This is a genomic window from Aquitalea sp. FJL05, from assembly GCF_003852595.1.
Lineage (GTDB): Bacteria > Pseudomonadota > Gammaproteobacteria > Burkholderiales > Chromobacteriaceae > Aquitalea > Aquitalea aquatilis.
This window is the reverse complement of the sequence record NZ_QAJS01000010.1, coordinates 78,734-96,364: the sequence shown is the minus strand read 5'-3', so window position 1 is coordinate 96,364 and position 17,631 is coordinate 78,734. Positions and strand designations below refer to the sequence as shown.

Below are 17,631 nucleotides of genomic sequence, written 5' to 3'. Positions count from 1 at the left end.
GACTGCCTCACTGCTGGGTGGAGAAACGGTAACCCGTGCCGCGAACGGTCTGAATCAGGGCATCATGGCCGGTGGTTTCCAGCGAACTGCGCAGGCGGCGGATATGCACGTCGACCGTGCGCTCTTCCACGAAGACATGGTCGCCCCACACCTGATCCAGCAGCTGGGAACGCGAGTGTACACGCTCCGGGTGCGTCATGAAGAAATGCAGCAGACGGAATTCGGTCGGCCCCAGATCGATGGTGCCACCATTGCCACTGACACGATGGGTGATCGGGTCCAGCCGCAAGCCTTGCACCTCGACCGCATCATCGGTCATCTGCGGGGCACGGCGACGCAGCACGGCCTTGATGCGGGCCAGCAGTTCGCGCGGCGAAAAGGGTTTGGTGATGTAGTCGTCGGCACCGGACTCCAGCCCGGTAATCTTGTCCTGCTCGTCGGAGCGGGCCGTCAGCATGATGATGGGGATATGCTTGGTGCGCTCGTCCGAGCGCAAGCGCCTGGCGATATCCACCCCGGAAGCGCCCGGCAGCATCCAGTCCAGCAATACCAGATCGGGCAGCGCATTGCGCACCAGGGTCAGGGCGGCTTCGGCCGTGCTGGCGCGCAAGACGTGATGCCCCGCCTGGGTGAGGTTAAAGGCGATCAGTTCCTGAATCGCTGGTTCGTCTTCGACAAGCAAAATATTGGCAGCCATGTATCGGTCCAGTCCCGGTTTGATTATGGCAAGGATAAAAACCGGCGATTACAGAAATATGACATTTCTTAAATAGTTGCCGAAACTTTTGCCGCACGCACCAACACAGCGAACAAGGCTGTCATCTTGCCATGCCTGGCCCGGAAAACAGGCAAAAAAAAACGGGCCTGCCACAAGGCAGACCCGGAATGGCCTTCGTCAAAAATTTGTTTGTCTGACTTGAGACCAGGGACAAAGAGATCACCAGGACAGTTTCAAACGGGTTACATGCACATGAACCCATCAGCAACGAATCCGGACAAGAGCCATCCCGGCGGGACAGTGCCGAAACAGCTCTGATACGGCAGGCATTGTACGGAGCAAGCAGCAATAATTTAATGTAAAAATATGGGATTTTTCGCATTAATGCCTTGTAAAATGGCTTTTTTAGGCCATTAAACTTTCGATTCAAAGCATGGATAAATTCGACAAAAAAATTCTGGCCGCCCTGCACGAAAATGCCCGTATCAGCTTTGCCGAACTGGCACGGCGGGTGAACCTGTCGGCCCCAGCCATCGCCGACCGGGTGGAGAAACTGGAGCGACTGGGCGTCATCACCGGCTACCAGGCACAAATCGACCCCGCCAAAGTGGGACTGCCGATTCTGTGCATGATCGAACTGACCGTGAAGCATCTGGAGTATTACGTGGTGCTGGAACGCATCCGCAGCCTGCCCCAGGTGCTGGAGTGCGCCTCCATCACCGGCACCAGTGGCCTGATGATGAAGGTGGCGGTCGACGCCATGCCCAGCCTGCAGGCACTGATCGCCCAACTGATGCAGTTTGGCGATACAAAAACCTCCATCATCATCGACATGCCGGTCGCACCGCGCATGCCGCAACTGCTGCAGGACGACTGAAAACCCCACCACACCTGGCGGCCACCACAGATGCAGTCCTTCCCAGACAAAAAAATGGCCGAAGAATCGACGATTCTTCGGCCAAACTCTTGGGAGAGACCATATAGAAGCACATCTACGAACGAAGCACCCTGGCAGGCATCTTCTGACCAATGCCTGCCGGGTTTACTGCACCGGTTTCCCCCTGGCGGTTCTGACGCCACCAGGGAGAAACGGATTACTTGGCAGCCACCCAGGCCAGCGAGGTATCCAGCATGCGGTTGGCAAAACCCCACTCGTTGTCGTACCAGGACAGCACCTTGACTTCACGACCGGCAATGACACGGGTCAGCGTGGAGTCAAACACGCTGGAAGCCGGATGGTGCAGGAAGTCACGCGAGACCAGCGGCAGGGTGTTGACGGCCAGCACGCCGGCCAGACGGCCCTTGGCAGCGGTGCTGATCAGTTCGTTGACCTCTTCCACCGTGGTGTCACGGGAGGAAGTGAAGGTCAGGTCGACCAGCGAGACATTGCTCACCGGGACGCGGACGGCAAAGCCATCCAGCTTGCCCTTCAGCTTGGGCAGCACCAGGCCCACGGCGGCGGCGGCACCGGTCTTGGTCGGGATCATCGACACCGCGGCAGAACGGGCACGGCGCAGGTCAGAGTGATCGGTATCCAGCAGTACCTGGTCGTTGGTGTAGGCGTGGATGGTGGTCATCAGGCCACGTTCGATCCCGATGGTATCGATCAGCGGCTGAACCAGCGGGGCCAGACAGTTGGTGGTGCAAGAAGCGTTGGAGACCACGGTCATGGCGCTGGTGAGGACATCGTCGTTGACACCGAACACTACGGTGGCATCGGCGTCGTTGGCCGGAGCCGAAATCAGCACGCGCTTGGCACCGGCTTCCAGATGCAGGGCAGCCTTGTCGCGTTTGGTGAAGATGCCGGTACATTCCAGTACCACATCCACGCCCAGTTCTTTCCACGGCAGTTCGGCCGGGTTTCGGATGGACAACAGCTTGATCGGCTTGCCGTTCACCACCAGGGCATCGCCTTCCAGCGCAACGGTGCCACCGAAGGGGCCATGCACGCTGTCAAAGCGGGTGAGGTGTTCGTGCAGTTCCGGCTTGCCCAGGTCATTGATGGCCACGATTTCGATATCACGGTCAGCAAAACGCTCCTGCCAGGCGCGGACCACCATGCGGCCGATACGGCCGTAACCATTAATGGCAACTTTCAACGTCATGATGCATCCTCCAAAATGATAATGGCGCAAGGTCATCTAAGCGTGCCCTGCGCCGTTCAATTTCTGCTCCTTTTGCTCTGTAAGCAAGCGACTACAAAAGTAGTGTGCAGGCTACCAACAAAGCGGTGAAATCCTTGTCAGACAAGGCCCACCGCCCTGTAGTGCCCGTGCAGGATCATGCCTGCAACAAACTGGCAAAAGGAGCAGGGTCTTCTGCCAATACCACATGTAGCAGATTGCCGGAAAATGTGGTCACACCGCGCGCGCCCAGGGCGTGCAGGGCAGGCTCATCCACCAGGCTGGCATCGGCCACTTCCACGCGCAGGCGGCTGCCGGCGACGGCCTCCACATGCTTTACATTAGCTGCTCCACCCAGGGCCTGCAGCCAGTCGTTGCGCTGGCCACTGCTGGCCACGGCCTTGACGCTGCTCACCATCACCGCAGGGGCTGCGCCATCCGCCACCACACTGCCTTGCTGCAAGGCGTTGCGGATTTCATCGGAAATCAGATCGGCCTCCGGCCCCAGCACCACTTGCACACTACCGGCCGCCGGCTTGATCAGCCCGCGCGAGCCCAGGGCCTTGAGCGCAGCTTCGTCGACCTTGGCGTTATCCACCACCTGCAGACGCAGACGGGTGGTGCAGGCGTCCACCGCTTTCAGGTTGGCCGCACCGCCCAGCGCCAGGATGAAGCCATGCGCACGCGCCGAGCCCTCCACCACTTGCACGGCGACCTGCGGGGCATCCTCCCGCCCCATGGTTTGCAGATTGAATTTGCGGATAAAGAAGCTGAACAGGCTGTAATACACCACGAAATAGAGCAGGCCCACCGGTAGCAGCAGCCACGGTTTCTGGGCAATGCCGAAATTGAGCAGGTAATCGAACAGGCCGGCAGAGAAGCCAAAACCCAGATGTACGCCCAGCGCATACATCAGCGCCATGGAAACACCGGTCAGCACCGCATGGATGGCATACAGCACCGGAGCCAGGAACATGAAGGCGAACTCGACCGGTTCAGTGACCCCGGTCAGGAAGGCCGTCAGCGCCATCGAGAACAGCACGCCTCCCACCGCAGCCTTGTTTTCCGGCTTGGCCGCACGATACATGGCCAGGCAGGCGGCGGGCAGACCGAACATCATCACCGGGAAAAAGCCGCTCATGAACATGCCGGCACTCTTGTCGCCAGCAAAGAAACGGGTCAGGTCGCCATGCACCAGCTTGCCGGCGGCATCGGTGTAATCACCCACCTGGAACCACACCATGGTGTTGAGGATGTGATGCAGGCCGGTGACGATGAGCAGGCGGTTGAGAATGCCATACAGGAACAGGCCGATTTCACCAACGCCGATCAGCCATTTGCCGAGCGCGTCGATGCCGTTCTGCACCGGCGGCCAGGCCAGGCCAAGCAGGACCCCCAGCAGCAGCATGGCAAAGCCGGTGGCAATCGGCACAAAACGTTTGCCGCCAAAGAAGGCCAGATAGGTTGGCAGCTTGATGTCCTTGTAGCGGTTGTACAGCACACCAGCCACCAGGCCGGCCAAAATGCCGGCCAACACGCCCATATTGATGGCGAAAGGCTTGCCCGCGGGGTCAAGGTGCACCAGCGACTTAAAGCCCTCGTAGCCCAGCAGCGTGTCGGGCATCACTTTCAGCACCGCGGTCAGCACCATATAGCCGATGGCACCGGCCAGGCCGGCCGCGCCGTTGTTGTCGCGGGCAAAGCCCACGGCGACACCGATGGCAAAAATCAGTGCCAGATTGCCGAAAATGGCATCGCCGGCCTGGGCCATCACCTTGATGTTCAAAAGATCAGGCTGGCCCAGCCGCAACAACAGGCCGGCCACCGGCAATACGGCAATCGGCAGCATCAGGGCACGGCCCAGCTGCTGGATGCCAGCAAACTTGTTCTGTGTACTCACCTCAACTCCTCCTTGGGTTTATCGGACGGCCTGCTGGCCATCCCGTTTTGTCCGCAAGCCGGCTCAGGCAGCCGGCCAACAGTGTTGTGCGCGTTGACGTACTTCACGGGCAGAAGACAGCGTCTGCATGGCGCGTGCCTCGCGCTGACATTCGGCAAAGTCCAGCCCACGGATGCGACTCTTGATCTCGGGCACTAGACCGGGACTGACCGACAGCTCGGTCACTCCCAGGCCAACCAGCACCGGCACGGCGGCCGGATCAGAGGCCAGTGCGCCGCACACGCCCACCCACTTGCCATGCTGGCGCGCCCCCTCCACCGTCATGGCGATCAGTCGCAACAGCGCGGGGTGCAGGGCATCCATCCGCGCTGCCAGCGTGGCATTGCAGCGGTCCATGGCCAGGGTGTACTGGGTCAGGTCATTGGTGCCGATGGAGAGAAAATCGGCATGGCGGGCCAGTTGGTCGGCCAGCAGGGCAGCGGAAGGCACTTCAATCATCACCCCCAGCTGCGGACGCTCGCTCAGCCCCAGTTGGCCGGCCAGCAGTTCCAGCCGCTGCCGCACCTGCAATAGTTCGTCCACTTCGCTAATCATCGGCAGCAAGATGCACAGCCGTGACAGGGGGCGTACCGACAACAGGGCATTCAGCTGCAGGTCGAGCAGGGCCGGGTCGGCAAAGCCGCTACGGATGCCGCGCAAGCCCAGTGCCGGATTCGCCTCGGCAGGCAGCTGCAGATAGGGCACATCCTTGTCGCCGCCCACATCCAGGGTACGGATGATGACGGGACGCTCCGGCATGGCATCCAGTACTGCCTGATAGGCCTGTTGCTGCTCGGCCGCATCCGGGGCCTGCTGTCTGTCGATGAACAGGAATTCGGTCCGGGTCAGGCCCACACTGTCCGCTCCATGCAGCAGCCCTTCGCGCGCCTCATCGGCATTGGCGATATTGACCGCCACCTCGATGCTGACACCGTCCAGTGTGACGGCGGCGGCATTGGCGCAGGCCTGCATGTGCTGTCTTCGCTGGGCCAGCGCGGCAATGCGCCCGGCGGCTTCGCTCAGGGTGCGCTCATCCGGAGCCGGATGGCACCAGCCCTGGCTGGCATCCAGCAAGACCTGTTGCCCGGTATGTAATTGCAGGGCGGCCGGCCCGCAGGCCACCAGTGCCGGGATGCCCAGCGCACGCGCCAGAATGGCCACATGCGCCGTGGCACCACCCGCTGCGGTCAGCATGCCGGCCACCTTGTCCTGCGGCAGGCTGGCCAGTTGGGAGGGGGCAAGATCGTCGGCCACCAGAATGACCGGGACGCTCAACACCGGTGGCGGGCTCTCCTCGCCCAGCAGTATCTGCAGCAGTTGGCGCTGCAGATCGCGCAGGTCGGCAATCCGCTCGGCCAGCAGCGGATTTCCCAGCCCGGTTAGCAGCTGGCACTGGGTGCTGATGGCCTGGCGAAAGGCAAAGCCGGCACTCAGGCCGCTGGCGATGCCCCGCTGGCTGGCCTGCAACAGCTCCGGGTCATCCAGCACGGCCAGATGAGCAGAGAAAATTTCGCTTTGAGCCTGCGCACCGCACCGCATGGCCTCGTTGATGGACTGGCTTATCCGGCCACGCAGCTGTTGCAAGGCTTGCTGCAACAACCGTGCTTCCCGCTGCGGATCATCTGCCGATTGCGCCGGTTCCGGTTCGCGGACATCCAGTCTGAATACCGGTGCAATGGCCAGACCCGGTGCAGCGCACACGCCACTCAGCATGCCCGCCACTGCCACCGTCGGGCGCGCTACCGGCTGTGCCGTGGCATGCGCGCCCTGGCTGCGCGTCTGCAGCGCAGCAATCACGGCGGCAGCCGCAGCCGCGGCATCGCTGCCCTGGGCCAGCACCTCGACATCGTCCTCTTCGGCAACACCCAAGGTCATCAGCGCCACCATGCTTTTGGCGTTGACGCTATGCCCCTTGAACGCCACCTGCACCTGGGCGGCAAACGGCCGCGCCGCATTCTGCACCAGCGCTGCCGGGCGGGCATGCAGGCCGCCGGCATGCCGTACCGTAGCGCGCCCCCGGCTTTCGCTGGCCTCGGTGCTGACCGATGCAGTCGTGGCGGCATGCATGGCATGCAGACGCAGCAGTGGGGTTTGTCCAGCCTGTGCCAGCCCGCTGGCGCGCTCGTCCAGCTGGTAGTGTTCGCCGTTGGCGATCACCAGCATGCTGATCAGCGAAGCCGCCTGCCGTGCCACGACATCCAGATCGACCTCGATCAAAGCCTGCCCCTGCCGCACGCTGTCGCCCTGTGCCACCAGGGCAGTAAAGCCGGCACCCCCCAGTTGTACTGTATCGATACCGATATGCAGCAGGATTTGTGCGCCATTGGCAGCAGTCAGCGTCAGGGCGTGGTGGGTGCGCGCCAACTGGCTGATGACGCCATCACAGGGAGCAAGCAGGGTGGAAGACAGGGGGTCGATGGCCAGGCCATCGCCCATCATCAGGCCGGCGAATACCGGATCGGGCACCTGCGACAAGGGCAGCAGCGGCCCGCTGAAAGGGGCTATGAGTTGCAGCGAAGGGTTCATCGGACATCCTCCTGTCTATGCCAGGAAGCGCCGTCCCACAGGGAGGATTCCTGGCGTTCAGGCCCTGCCCGGCCTGCTGCGCCAAGCACAGGCGCAAGCAGGGCCGGACACGGCACCAAACCGTGTCTGTTCTGTCACTGACTGCCTGCTGGCAGCCATGTCTGGATCAGGCTTCAATGCGTGCGCGTTACCTTGGACAGATGACGCGGAGTATCGGGATTGAGGCCACGCGCCTCGGACAATTGCGCGGCCATCAGGTAGAAGCTCTGGATGGCCAGCAAGGGGTCCAGTGCCTCGTCATCCGCGACGCTGAGGGTCAGGTCACGGCTGGGCTCATCGGCCGGCGCCGCCAGCAGCACACGGGCACCACGGCCACGCATTTCGGCGGCCAGGGCGATCAGCCCCTGCTGCTCCGGTCCACGCGGGGCAAACACCAGCAGCGGGTAGCCTTCGTCGATCAGTGCCATTGGCCCGTGCTTGATTTCTGCGCCGGAGAAGGCTTCAGCCTGGATGGAGCAGGTTTCCTTGAACTTGAGCGCAGCTTCCAGCGCCACGGCAAAGCCGAGACCGCGCCCTACCACCATGATGCGTTCGGCCGCAGCCAGTACCGGAATGGCCGCACTCCAGTCCTGATGGCAGGCCTCTTTCAGTTGCTCCGGCAGCGCATCAAGCGCCCTCAGCAAAGCGTTATCACCCTGCCAGTGCGCCACCAGCCGGGCCACCGCCGACAGCGAGGCGATATAGCTCTTGGTGGCGGCGACACTCTTTTCCTCGCCGGCACACAAGGGCAGCGACCACTCACAGGCAGCCGCCAGCGGTGATTCGTGCTTGTTGACCAGCGCCACCGTGCGGGCGCCGGCCTCGGCCAGGCGGCTCATGGTGTCGATCAGGTCCGGGCTCTGGCCAGACTGCGACAGTGCCACCGCCAGCTGGCCTTTCACTGCCAGTGGTGCATGATGCAGCGTCACCAGCGACATCGGCAGCGACACCACCGGCACGCCCAGCCTTTGCATGGCCAGATAGGCAAAATAGCTGGCGGCATGGTCCGAGCTGCCACGCGCCACGGTCAGCGCCAGTGTGGGCCGGGCGGTAGCCAGTTCGCGGCCCAGCACTGCCAGGCCCTCGTCGGCATACATGTGTTGTGTGGCCACGGCATCGGCCGCAGACAGCGCTTCTTCATACATCAGAGACGACAAGGTGTTCCCCTTCCAGATAGACATCCAGCAAATTCAAGGCCTGATCCAGCACCAGCACATCGGCCCAGGCTCCGGTTTCCAGCCGGCCACGGTCGGCATGGCCCAGGTAATCGGCCGGATACAGCGACAGCCGGTGTGAGGCCTCGGCCAGCGGCAAGCCGATGGCCAGCAGATTGCGCAAGGCCTGATCCATGGTCAGCGTACTGCCGGCCAGTGTGCCGTCGGCCAGCCGCACCCCGCCCATGCACTTGGTGACGGCATGCGAACCCAGCTTGTACTCGCCGTCCGGCATGCCGGCGGCAGCGGTGGAGTCGGTGACGCAGTACAGCCGGGGAATGGCGCGCAAGGCGGTGCGGATGGCACCGGGATGCACATGCAGCAGATCCGGAATCAGCTCGGCATATTCGGCATGCGCCAGCGCGGCACCCACCATGCCCGGCTCGCGGTGATGCAGGCCGCTCATGGCATTGAACAAATGGGTAAAACCGGCAGCGCCCTGCTCCAGCGCTTGCACGCCGTCCTCGTAACTGCCCAGGGTATGGCCGATCTGCACCCGGATGCCGGCATCGCTCAGCGCACGGATGATCTCCATGTGGCCGGGGATTTCCGGTGCCAGCGTCAGCAGGACGATGGGGGCCAGTTCACCCAGCTTTTCGATTTGCGACAGCACGGCGCGACAGGCATCGTCCGGCTGGGCACCCAGCTTGCCGGGGTTGATGTAAGGCCCTTCCAGATGCACACCCAGCAGCCGTGCTGTGCCGGGAGTGCGCTGGCGGCAACAAGGCCCCAGCGCAGCCAGCACGCTTTCAATCTCATCCATTGGCGCGGTCATGGTGGTGGCCAGCATGGCGGTGGTGCCATGCCGCGCATGCAGCCGGGCAACCGCTTCGGCCGCCCTGCCGCCTTCCATGATGTCTACCCCGCCACCGCCATGTACATGCAGGTCGATAAAGCCGGGCAGGATGTAACGCTCTACCGCGCGGCCAGAGGCCAGCCGGCCATCGATGGCGGCGATGCGGCCATCCGCACCCAGGGTGATCGTGCCGTCCAGCCAGCCATTACCGCTCAGGATGCGGCCCTGCAGTACATGTTGTGTCGTCATCGTCTCAGTTCAGCGACAAAGTCGTAGTAATCGTTACGGCAATAGGTATCAGTCAGTTCTATTGCCAGATTGTCGGCATTGAAGCCGATCCGGGTAATCAACAGCATGGCCTCACCCTGGCGGATGCCGGCCAGCGCAGCGATCTCGGGTGAGGCATTCACCGCCCGAATATGCTGCAAGGCACGCACCACCGAATGGCCAGCCGCATCCAGATAGGCGTACAGCGAGTTGCCCACTTTATGCGGCTCTGGCAGATAGGCCACTGGCAATGTGGTCATCTCTATCGCCATCACCACGCCGTCAGCCAGCCGTTGCCGCTTCAGCCGCGCCACCTGCGAGGTGGGAGACAAGCCCAGCTTGATCACCTCGTCGTTGCTGGGTGGATGAATGCCCCGCTCCAGCCATACCGATGAGGGTTCGAAGCCGCGCTGGCGCAACTGTTCGGTAAACCCGGTCAGCCGCGACAAGGGCTGCTCCAGCCGGGGCGTGATAAAGGTGCCCGAGCCGTGACGGCGGCGAATCAGCCCCTGTTCCAGCAATACATCCATGGCCTTGCGGGCAGTTACCCGCGAAATGCCCAGTTCTTCAGAAAAGGTCCGCTCCGACGGCAGGGCCTCATCGGCCTGCCACCAGCCGGCGTTAATGGCATCGGCCAGTTTTCTGGCCAGCTGCAAATACAGCGGGGTGGTGGATTCACCTTCCGGTTTGAGTGCACTCCAGCGATTTTCCATAAGCGGTCTGCATGTGGTCTTGACGATAACAGGCTCAATATCGCACTCATTACCTGTTGCGCCTAGCGGCTGGATTGCTGATGAAGTTAATACCACTTAAATACCACGTCAATACCAATTTTCTCAAAACCCCAGCAAAAACCTGCCTGACAGCAAGGCAACAGGTAGTAAAGCAGCCAACGCTGGCCGATCTGCAAGCGCAGTGAGCAGACTGCCGCCGCATGCTCAAGCGAAAATTGGTATTGAATTGGTAATAAATAACGCGCTAAACCGTGCAGAGCTAGTCGAATGACCAGCAGCAAGCCGAACAGCACCACATGCCCTGGGATAGAAAATCGCTGCGTCAGCAATGCGGCGGCAGCGTGGCCAGAAAACCACAGCAACTGGTATGGGCACGCTTGCCGACATGCAAAAAGGGCCGCTGCTTACGCACGGCCCTTTGCGAGTGGACTGAAGCGGCCGCCACGGGCCGCAACAAGTGACCAGCGCTTGCGCCAGCTGATCAGAATGACGCCGGACAGGATGATGGCCATGGCGATGACTTCCTGCTGGCCGACATGTTCGCCCAGCAGCAACACCCCCAGCATCACCGCAATGATGGGGTTGACGTAGGCATAGCTGGTGGCTGCCGCCAGGGAGACGGTTTTCAGCAGATGCAGATAGGCGCTGTAGGCCAGCATGGAGCCGAAGATCGACAGATAGGCAATGGCCACCCAGCCTTGCCATGATGGTGCCGCAGCCAGGCGCTCGCCCACCGCAGCACTGCCCAGCAGCAGGGCCAGGCCACCAAAGATCATCATCCAGGCACTGCCCATCGGCCCCTTGGGCTGCACGATGATCCGGCTCCAGGCCGACCCCAGCGCCCAGCCGGCCGAAGCGAACAGCAGCCAGAAAGCCCCCAGCGGGCTGGCACGCAAATTGGACCCCAGATTCAGCACCAACATGCCCAGCATGCCCAGTGCGATACCCGCCCACTCGCGCCGTGTGGCACGCAGGCCAAAACAGAAGCGGCCAAACAGCACGGTAAACAAGGGCACGGTCGCCACCACCAACGCAGCCACCCCGGAGGACACCTGCTTTTCTGCCAGGGTGACGAAGCCATTGCCGATAGCCGGCATCAACACCCCCAGAATCGCCGCCCCGCGCAACTCCTGCCGGCTGGGCAAACGATGACCACGCAGCAGCAGAAAGGCCAGCATCACGCTACCGGCAAACAGAAAACGCAGGCCGGCCATCATGAAGGGTGGCCAGGATTCAATGCCGATGCGGATGAAGAAATAGGTAGAGCCCCAGATCACATACAGGGCAAAGAAGGCTGACAGGGTCAGCATGGACAGCGAAGCGTGGCGGGAAGACATGGCGGACTCGGGGATACTGGCCGCTTACCATGCCTTCCGCATGCAGAAAACTCAAGCCTTGGCGGGAAAAGATCTGTTCTGCAGGCAGAACAATCCCGGCCTGCTACCCTGCCGCCTAGCGCGTGGCCAGCCGCTGCAGGATGTTGGAAAACTCTTCCATATAGGTATCGAAGCGGGTAGCCAGCCGGTCGACATCGGTGGCAAAGCGGTTATAAGCCACCACCGCCGGGATGGCAGCAAACAGGCCGATGGCCGTGGCCACCAGCGCCTCGGCAATACCCGGTGCCACCGTGGACAAGGTAGCCTGGCCGGCATTACCCAGCCCGATAAAGGCATGCATGATGCCCCACACCGTACCGAACAGGCCGACATAGGGGCTGACCGAACCCACCGTCGCCAGAAAGGAAGTATGGCTATCCAGCGCATCCAGCTCGCGCTGGGCGGCGGCGCGCATGGCACGGCGTGAGCCGTCCATGATGTCCGACAGCTCGGCGCCGCTGCGACCGCGCAGCTTGAGGAATTCGGCGAAGCCCGACTGGAAGATGCGCTCCATGCCCACGCTGTCGTTGCGCCGGTTGGCATCCTCGTACAGCCGGTTCAGATCGGCCCCGCTCCAGAAATTGCGTTCAAACTCGTCACTGTGGCGTCGCGCCGAGCGCAACACGGAAATCTTGTTGAAGATGAGTGCCCAGGACAGCACGGACACCACGGCCAGACCGGCCATGACCAGCTGCACCACCAGACTGGCATTCATCACCAGACTGAAAATGGAAATCTGCTGCACGATGTTTCCTTGTCAAAAAGCGCGGCCTAGCGCAAAACGCGGCCGCTGGCGAAATCGATGATGGTAGAAGGCTTTCTGCGCTTGCCGATACGGCCAGGCAGGGTCAGTACCCGCTCGCCAAAGGCCTGCCGGCAAGCACGCGCCGTCTTGAGCGAACGCTGGCCGGCACGGTTGGCCGAGGTCGACACCAGCGCCGTCCCCAGCGCCCGGCACAGGGCAGCCGCTTCGCCATGGGCGGTAATGCGCACGGCAAGCTGCGCATGACGCCCCCGCAAGGCCGGCGGCACTTTATGCGAGGCTGGCAACAAAAAGGTATAAGGACCGGGCCAGTAGCCGGCAAGTTCCGCCCATTGTGCCGCCGTCAGCGGCTTCACCAGATGGCGGATCTGGCTGACATCGGCAGCGATGACAATCAGGCCCTTGTGGTTTGGTCTGGCTTTCACCGCCAGTACGCGCCGGATGGCACGTGCATCCTCGGGCAGACAGCCCAGGCCAAAACAGGATTCGGTGGAATAGGCAATCACGCCGCCCGCTCGCAAGCGCGCGCGTGCCTGCTGCATCAGGCCGGCCTTGGGCAAGCGGCGACGGGACGACAGCAATGGCAGATGGGACATCGGCTAACAAACCACAAAAAAACAGAAGCTGCCATTGTAGCGGCAGCTTCGCCCGGGATGAAACCGCGATCTGCAGCGGTTTCAGTCTTTCTGGTTAAGATATTTGGCATTGATGCGCGCAAACGTACCGTCACGCTGCATGGCACGCAGCAACTCATTCAGCTGCTGCACCTGAATGTCCGGCATGGCTGGATTGCAGGCCAGATACAGCAAGGTGGTATTGAAGGTGAGCACCGGCCGCACATTGCCGGCTTTCTCCCTGGCCAGCAAGGAAGCCCCCAGGTATTTGCCGGTGGCCCAGAAATCGATGCGCCCGGCCAGCAGCTTTTTGACATTGAGCTGGTCGGTATTGGCCAGATCGACATCAAAGCCACGGTCGATCAGGTATTGCGAGGTGGCATCGCCGCTATAACCGCCAATCTTGAAACTGCGCGCCTCTTCCAGCGACAGGATGGCGTGGCGGTTGTCAGCCCGGGCATACAGCACCCAGGGGTTTTCCACCAGCGGACCTATCCACTTGAACTGATGCTCGCGGCTGTCGGTCCGGGTCGTGGAGTAAAGGCAGGTATTGGCCTCCAGCACCGTCAGATTGAAAGCGCGGATCCAGGGCAGCAAGCTAATGTCGTAAGCGACACCAGCGCGCCGCAACAGCTCCTGTACGATGTCGGTGGACAAACCGCTGATGTGGCCACCCGGCCCCATCATGTTGAAAGGCGGGTAATCCTCGGTCAGCACCCGCAGCGGAGGGGCTGCCTGGACCAGCTGGCTGCACAGCAACAGCAGGCTGGCCAGATGAAGTTGGATGCGCATATTGCCCCTCCCGATTCAACGCGGGAACCATACCTGCTCCCTCTGTTCACCTTAGTCAAGGATGAGCACTTGCGCTATCGGGTACTTGCGCTGACAAGAAATAGAAGTGAATGACAGCAGACTGATCCGCCCAAATGGCACGACCAGTCTGATAGATCAATAGCCAGGCTAGCCCTAAGGTGAACGCTTCAAATCATCAGGGAAATGTCGCTCATGCCCGACAGCGTGCAAATCGGTGCGAATGTATTCTTGCAGCAGGGACACGCCCTGCTCAAACAGGCCGAGAGTCTGTCTGTGGATTTCGAGCAAGCTGTCCAATTGATTGCGGCCACACAAGGTAAGCTGGTGGTCTGTGGCATGGGGAAATCGGGCATCATCGGCCGCAAGATTGCCGCCACCCTGGCCTCTACCGGCAGTCCCAGCTTTTTCGTTCACCCTGCAGAAGCCTTTCATGGCGATCTGGGCATGATTACCGCACAGGACAGTGTGCTATTGCTGTCCTACAGTGGTGAAACCGACGAAATCCGGCGGCTGCTCCCACACTTGCAACAACTAGGCGTACCGGTCATCGCCATCACGGCAGTCGCTATGTCGACACTGGCTTCCGTCGCCGATCTGACGCTGCATGTCGATGTTCCCCGCGAGTGCTGCCCGAATAATCTGGCCCCCACCACCTCGACCACCATGATGCTGGTGATGGGAGATGCCCTCGCCATGGCGCTGATGACAAAGCGGGCCTTTCAGCCAGAAGACTTTGCCCGAAGGCATCCCGGAGGATCGCTGGGGAAAAAACTGTTGACCCGGGTCGGCGACGTGATGCATCGGCACCCTCCCTGCTGCTCACTGTCGGCCCCTTTCCGGACCATCGTCAACGTCATGACTCACGGCCAGTTGGGATTGACCCTAGTCGTGGGCGAAACACAAGAGACGCTGGGCATCATTACCGATGGCGATCTGCGCCGTGCCATGGAACAGCATGAGGTACTCGGCCAGCTGCAGGCACATCAGTTAATGACGCCCGCTCCACTCACCATCCCGCAGGATGCACCATTAAGCGCAGCACAGGAAAAGATGGCGCGCCATCAGGTCACCGCGCTGGTGGCAATCAACCCTCAGCACATGGCGACCGGGGTGATCAGGCTGCTTGACCTGTGCGCATGAAACCGCAACTGGATCTGATCCGCCGTACCGTACTGGCTTTGTTTCTGCGCGAAATAAAAACCCGCTTCGGCAAATACCGGCTGGGCTATCTGTGGTGCCTGCTGGAGCCACTGGCCCATATCAGCATCTTGCTGCTGCTGTTTGGCTACATCATGCACCGCAGTATTCCGTCCATTCCGTTTCCGCTTTTTTTGCTGTGCGGAGTGCTGCCATTTCTGATGTTCAACCAGATTGTCTCCCGCTCCCTCAACGCACTTGATGCCAATCAGGGCCTGCTCAGCTACCGCCCGGTGCAAGCCATCGATCTGATATTGGCACGCACCCTGCTGGAGGGTGTCATCGGCACGGCAGTCTTCCTACTGCTATTGCTGGGTCTGGCACTAGCCGGACAGACCATTGCACTGGATCAGCTCCCGGCACTGTGCGGCTACTGGATGTTGTTATTGCTCTTCAGTTTCAGCCTGGGCCTGCTGTTCATGCTGCTCGGCCATGCTTACCCAGAAAGCGAAAAGCTCATTCCGCTACTGCTCAAGCCACTGTATTTCCTCAGCGGGGTGATGTTCCCCCTGGCACTGGTTCCTGCACGATACCAGACCTATTTGCTGTGGAATCCGCTGGCACACGCGCTCGAGCTGATCCGCCACGCTCTAGTGGCATCCTATCCGGCAGACCATGTCCATGGCAGCTATCTGCTGCTATGGACTCTGGGTCTGCTGTTTTTCAGCCTGCTGTTATACAAAGGCCGGGCCAATGCCCTGCGGCGCTCATGATCCGTTTCGAGAACCTTTGCAAATCGTACAAGACACCTGCCGGACGGCATTATCTGTTCCGACAGGTCAACCTGGAAATTCCCTCCGGTAAAAGCATCGCCCTGCTCGGGCGCAACGGTGCGGGTAAATCCACGCTGCTGCGACTGATCGGCGGCATGGATCGCCCAGATCGTGGTCGCATTCACAGCGACAAAACCATTTCCTGGCCAGTCGGTTTATCCACTGGTTTCCAAGGCAGCATGAGCGGCCGGGAAAACGTCAAGTTCGTGGCGCGGCTGTATGCCAAGCCGCATGAATTGGCAGCCAAGGTAGGCTTTGTCGAAGAGTTTGCCGAATTGGGGCGCTACTTCGACATGCCACTCAAAAGCTATTCCTCAGGCATGCGCTCACGTCTGGGCTTCGGACTGTCCATGGCTTTCGATTTCGACTACTACCTGCTGGATGAAATTACCGCGGTGGGCGACGCCGTCTTCCGACAAAAAAGCGCCGCACTGATCCAACAGCGCCGGCAGCACAGCCAATTCATTTTTGTCTCACACAATCTGCAGCAACTACGCCAGTTCTGTGATGTCGCCCTGCTGCTAGATAGCCAGGGCCTGCGCTACTTCGATGATGTTGACCTCGGCATCGCACAATACCGGGCAGAGAACCATGTCTGACACTCCGGCGCTGCTGCTGCGCTTGCGCGGCAAATCCCTGACGCTTTGGCTCGTCGTCCTGCCGCTGACATTGCTCGGTGCGTATCTGCTGCTGGCACAGCCACGCTATGTCAGCGAATCTCGCATCGTGGTCAAACAAGCAGGCCAGACCGGCAATGCAGAACTGACGCTGGGCAGCCTCATCGGCAGCGGCTACGGCAATAGCGCCCTGCGCGACGATGCCATGCTGCTGCAAGAATATCTGCTATCGCCGGACATGCTGTATCTGGTCCACCGCCAGTTCAACCTGCACCATGCCTTTGGCGATGCCGGGATGGACTGGTTCTACCAACTGCCCGCCGATGCCAGTAGGGAACAACTGCTGGACTACTACCGCCATCGGCTCAGCCTGCGCTTCGACGACAAGACCGGCATGCTGGTCGTGCGCAGCGAAGGCTTCACTCCTGCTGCCGCGCAGCGCCTGAACCAAATCCTACTCAACGAAAGTGGACGCTTTCTCAACGAACTGTCCCGCAAGATTGCGCGGGAAGAAATGCAGTTCGCCCACCAGGAAACTGACCATGCCTATTTGGCACTAAGCCAGGCACGCGAACGACTGCTGCGCTTTCAGAACCAGCATCGGGTCATCAACCCGGTAGAGGAAGGCCAGGCGGCCAGCCGCATGATCGCAGAAATGGAAACCCGCCAGGCACAACAAGAAGCAGAACTGGACAATCTGCAGCGCTATCTGCAGGCAGATGCTCCCCAGATCGAAGCCGCACGACATGCCCTGGGCGCATTGAAACAGCAAATCGAAAAGGAAAAGTCCAAGCTCAGCGCCCCCTCCGGCAATCGCCTCAACCGCACCGCTGCCGAATATGCCGAACTCAAAGGACGGCTCGACTTTGCCGCCGATCTCTACAAGCTAGCACTGAACAGTCTGGAAAAAGCCCGGGTCGATAGTGGCCGCAACATCAAAAGCCTAGCTGTTATTGCCACACCCAGCCTCGCAGAAGAGGCCGAATACCCGCAGCGCGCATGGTGGCTGATCAGCGCCGCACTGGTACTGCTGCTGCTGTGCGGCACACTAAAACTGGCCAGCGCCATCATTGAAGACCATTACACCTAGGCAACACACTCATGCGCACCTCATCCCAACAC

General features: G+C 61.0%; 17 protein-coding genes. 5 read left to right on the top strand and 12 right to left on the bottom strand.

The genetic code is table 11. The features are described 5' to 3' along the window. Positions 1 to 7: 7 nt before the first annotated feature. Positions 8 to 697, bottom strand: coding sequence for a phosphate regulon transcriptional regulator PhoB (gene phoB, locus DBR44_RS10995; protein WP_124644101.1), 690 nt, complete (start codon positions 695 to 697; stop codon positions 8 to 10). Between the two features lie 454 nt (positions 698 to 1,151). On the opposite strand from phoB, the gene DBR44_RS10990 reads away from it, so the two are divergent. Further along, positions 1,152 to 1,595, top strand: a complete 444-nt coding sequence (locus DBR44_RS10990) for an Lrp/AsnC family transcriptional regulator (RefSeq protein WP_124644100.1) — start codon at positions 1,152 to 1,154, stop codon at positions 1,593 to 1,595. A 217-nt stretch (positions 1,596 to 1,812) separates the two neighbouring features. Here the strand turns inward: DBR44_RS10990 and gap are convergent, their stop codons facing one another. The 11 genes from gap to DBR44_RS10935 form a co-directional block, all read right to left on the bottom strand. After that, on the bottom strand, positions 1,813 to 2,823 hold the full coding sequence (gene gap / locus DBR44_RS10985; protein WP_124644099.1) for a type I glyceraldehyde-3-phosphate dehydrogenase: 1,011 nt from the start codon (positions 2,821 to 2,823) through the stop codon (positions 1,813 to 1,815). 175 nt (positions 2,824 to 2,998) lie between these two features. After that, positions 2,999 to 4,741, bottom strand: a complete 1,743-nt coding sequence (gene nagE, locus DBR44_RS10980; RefSeq protein WP_124644098.1) for an N-acetylglucosamine-specific PTS transporter subunit IIBC — start codon at positions 4,739 to 4,741, stop codon at positions 2,999 to 3,001. Between the two features lie 63 nt (positions 4,742 to 4,804). Next, the gene (ptsP, locus tag DBR44_RS10975) at positions 4,805 to 7,306 is read right to left on the bottom strand and encodes a phosphoenolpyruvate--protein phosphotransferase (protein WP_124644097.1); all 2,502 of its coding nucleotides are present in this window, start codon (positions 7,304 to 7,306) and stop codon (positions 4,805 to 4,807) included. 173 nt (positions 7,307 to 7,479) lie between these two features. Next, complete coding sequence (locus DBR44_RS10970) at positions 7,480 to 8,502, bottom strand: SIS domain-containing protein (protein ID WP_233578494.1); 1,023 nt, start codon at positions 8,500 to 8,502, stop codon at positions 7,480 to 7,482. After that, positions 8,483 to 9,604 (bottom strand): N-acetylglucosamine-6-phosphate deacetylase, encoded by a 1,122-nt coding sequence (gene nagA, locus DBR44_RS10965; RefSeq protein ID WP_124644096.1) that lies wholly within the window; start codon positions 9,602 to 9,604, stop codon positions 8,483 to 8,485. The genes DBR44_RS10970 and nagA overlap by 20 nt, the downstream gene beginning before the upstream one ends. Then, positions 9,601 to 10,335: a GntR family transcriptional regulator gene (locus tag DBR44_RS10960; RefSeq protein ID WP_059286461.1), complete on the bottom strand. Its 735-nt coding sequence runs from the start codon at positions 10,333 to 10,335 to the stop codon at positions 9,601 to 9,603. Before DBR44_RS10960 ends, nagA begins: the two co-directional genes overlap by 4 nt. An 86-nt stretch (positions 10,336 to 10,421) precedes the next feature. Next, entirely contained in the window at positions 10,422 to 10,718 is a 297-nt protein-coding gene (locus DBR44_RS10955; protein WP_124644095.1) for a hypothetical protein, read from the bottom strand. 42 nt (positions 10,719 to 10,760) lie between these two features. After that, positions 10,761 to 11,693: a drug/metabolite exporter YedA gene (gene yedA / locus DBR44_RS10950; RefSeq protein ID WP_124644094.1), complete on the bottom strand. Its 933-nt coding sequence runs from the start codon at positions 11,691 to 11,693 to the stop codon at positions 10,761 to 10,763. A 115-nt stretch (positions 11,694 to 11,808) separates the two neighbouring features. Next, on the bottom strand, positions 11,809 to 12,468 hold the full coding sequence (tolQ, locus tag DBR44_RS10945) for a protein TolQ (protein WP_370449648.1): 660 nt from the start codon (positions 12,466 to 12,468) through the stop codon (positions 11,809 to 11,811). A 35-nt stretch (positions 12,469 to 12,503) separates the two neighbouring features. After that, entirely contained in the window at positions 12,504 to 13,091 is a 588-nt protein-coding gene (locus DBR44_RS10940; protein ID WP_233578492.1) for an L-threonylcarbamoyladenylate synthase, read from the bottom strand. Between the two features lie 81 nt (positions 13,092 to 13,172). Continuing rightward, positions 13,173 to 13,901: an ABC transporter substrate-binding protein gene (locus DBR44_RS10935; protein ID WP_124644092.1), complete on the bottom strand. Its 729-nt coding sequence runs from the start codon at positions 13,899 to 13,901 to the stop codon at positions 13,173 to 13,175. Between the two features lie 213 nt (positions 13,902 to 14,114). Between DBR44_RS10935 and DBR44_RS10930 the strand changes: the two genes are divergently transcribed. Genes DBR44_RS10930 through DBR44_RS10915 form a run of 4 tightly spaced genes read left to right on the top strand, consistent with a single transcriptional unit; the run spans position 14,115 to position 17,599 of the window. After that, positions 14,115 to 15,062, top strand: a complete 948-nt coding sequence (locus DBR44_RS10930; protein ID WP_124644091.1) for an SIS domain-containing protein — start codon at positions 14,115 to 14,117, stop codon at positions 15,060 to 15,062. After that, positions 15,059 to 15,832 carry an ABC transporter permease gene (locus DBR44_RS10925; protein WP_124644090.1) on the top strand — a complete coding sequence of 258 codons (774 nt, stop codon included), beginning with the start codon at positions 15,059 to 15,061 and terminating at the stop codon, positions 15,830 to 15,832. Before DBR44_RS10930 ends, DBR44_RS10925 begins: the two co-directional genes overlap by 4 nt. Next, a complete protein-coding gene (locus DBR44_RS10920) occupies positions 15,829 to 16,491 on the top strand; it encodes an ABC transporter ATP-binding protein (RefSeq protein ID WP_124644152.1) in 663 nt (220 codons plus the stop codon). Before DBR44_RS10925 ends, DBR44_RS10920 begins: the two co-directional genes overlap by 4 nt. Further along, entirely contained in the window at positions 16,484 to 17,599 is a 1,116-nt protein-coding gene (locus DBR44_RS10915) for a lipopolysaccharide biosynthesis protein (protein ID WP_158613599.1), read from the top strand. The genes DBR44_RS10920 and DBR44_RS10915 overlap by 8 nt, the downstream gene beginning before the upstream one ends. Positions 17,600 to 17,631: the final 32 nt, after the last annotated feature.

Coding starts and splice junctions, on each gene's coding strand:
- phoB (WP_124644101.1), bottom strand. CDS start 697: ATGGCTGCCAATATTTTGCTTGTCGAAGACGAACCAGCGATTCAGGAA.
- DBR44_RS10990 (WP_124644100.1), top strand. CDS start 1,152: ATGGATAAATTCGACAAAAAAATTCTGGCCGCCCTGCACGAAAATGCC.
- gap (WP_124644099.1), bottom strand. CDS start 2,823: ATGACGTTGAAAGTTGCCATTAATGGTTACGGCCGTATCGGCCGCATG.
- ptsP (WP_124644097.1), bottom strand. CDS start 7,306: ATGAACCCTTCGCTGCAACTCATAGCCCCTTTCAGCGGGCCGCTGCTG.
- nagA (WP_124644096.1), bottom strand. CDS start 9,604: ATGACGACACAACATGTACTGCAGGGCCGCATCCTGAGCGGTAATGGC.
- DBR44_RS10960 (WP_059286461.1), bottom strand. CDS start 10,335: ATGGAAAATCGCTGGAGTGCACTCAAACCGGAAGGTGAATCCACCACC.
- yedA (WP_124644094.1), bottom strand. CDS start 11,693: ATGTCTTCCCGCCACGCTTCGCTGTCCATGCTGACCCTGTCAGCCTTC.
- DBR44_RS10940 (WP_233578492.1), bottom strand. CDS start 13,091: ATGTCCCATCTGCCATTGCTGTCGTCCCGTCGCCGCTTGCCCAAGGCC.
- DBR44_RS10935 (WP_124644092.1), bottom strand. CDS start 13,901: ATGCGCATCCAACTTCATCTGGCCAGCCTGCTGTTGCTGTGCAGCCAG.
- DBR44_RS10930 (WP_124644091.1), top strand. CDS start 14,115: ATGCCCGACAGCGTGCAAATCGGTGCGAATGTATTCTTGCAGCAGGGA.
- DBR44_RS10925 (WP_124644090.1), top strand. CDS start 15,059: ATGAAACCGCAACTGGATCTGATCCGCCGTACCGTACTGGCTTTGTTT.
- DBR44_RS10920 (WP_124644152.1), top strand. CDS start 15,829: ATGATCCGTTTCGAGAACCTTTGCAAATCGTACAAGACACCTGCCGGA.
- DBR44_RS10915 (WP_158613599.1), top strand. CDS start 16,484: ATGTCTGACACTCCGGCGCTGCTGCTGCGCTTGCGCGGCAAATCCCTG.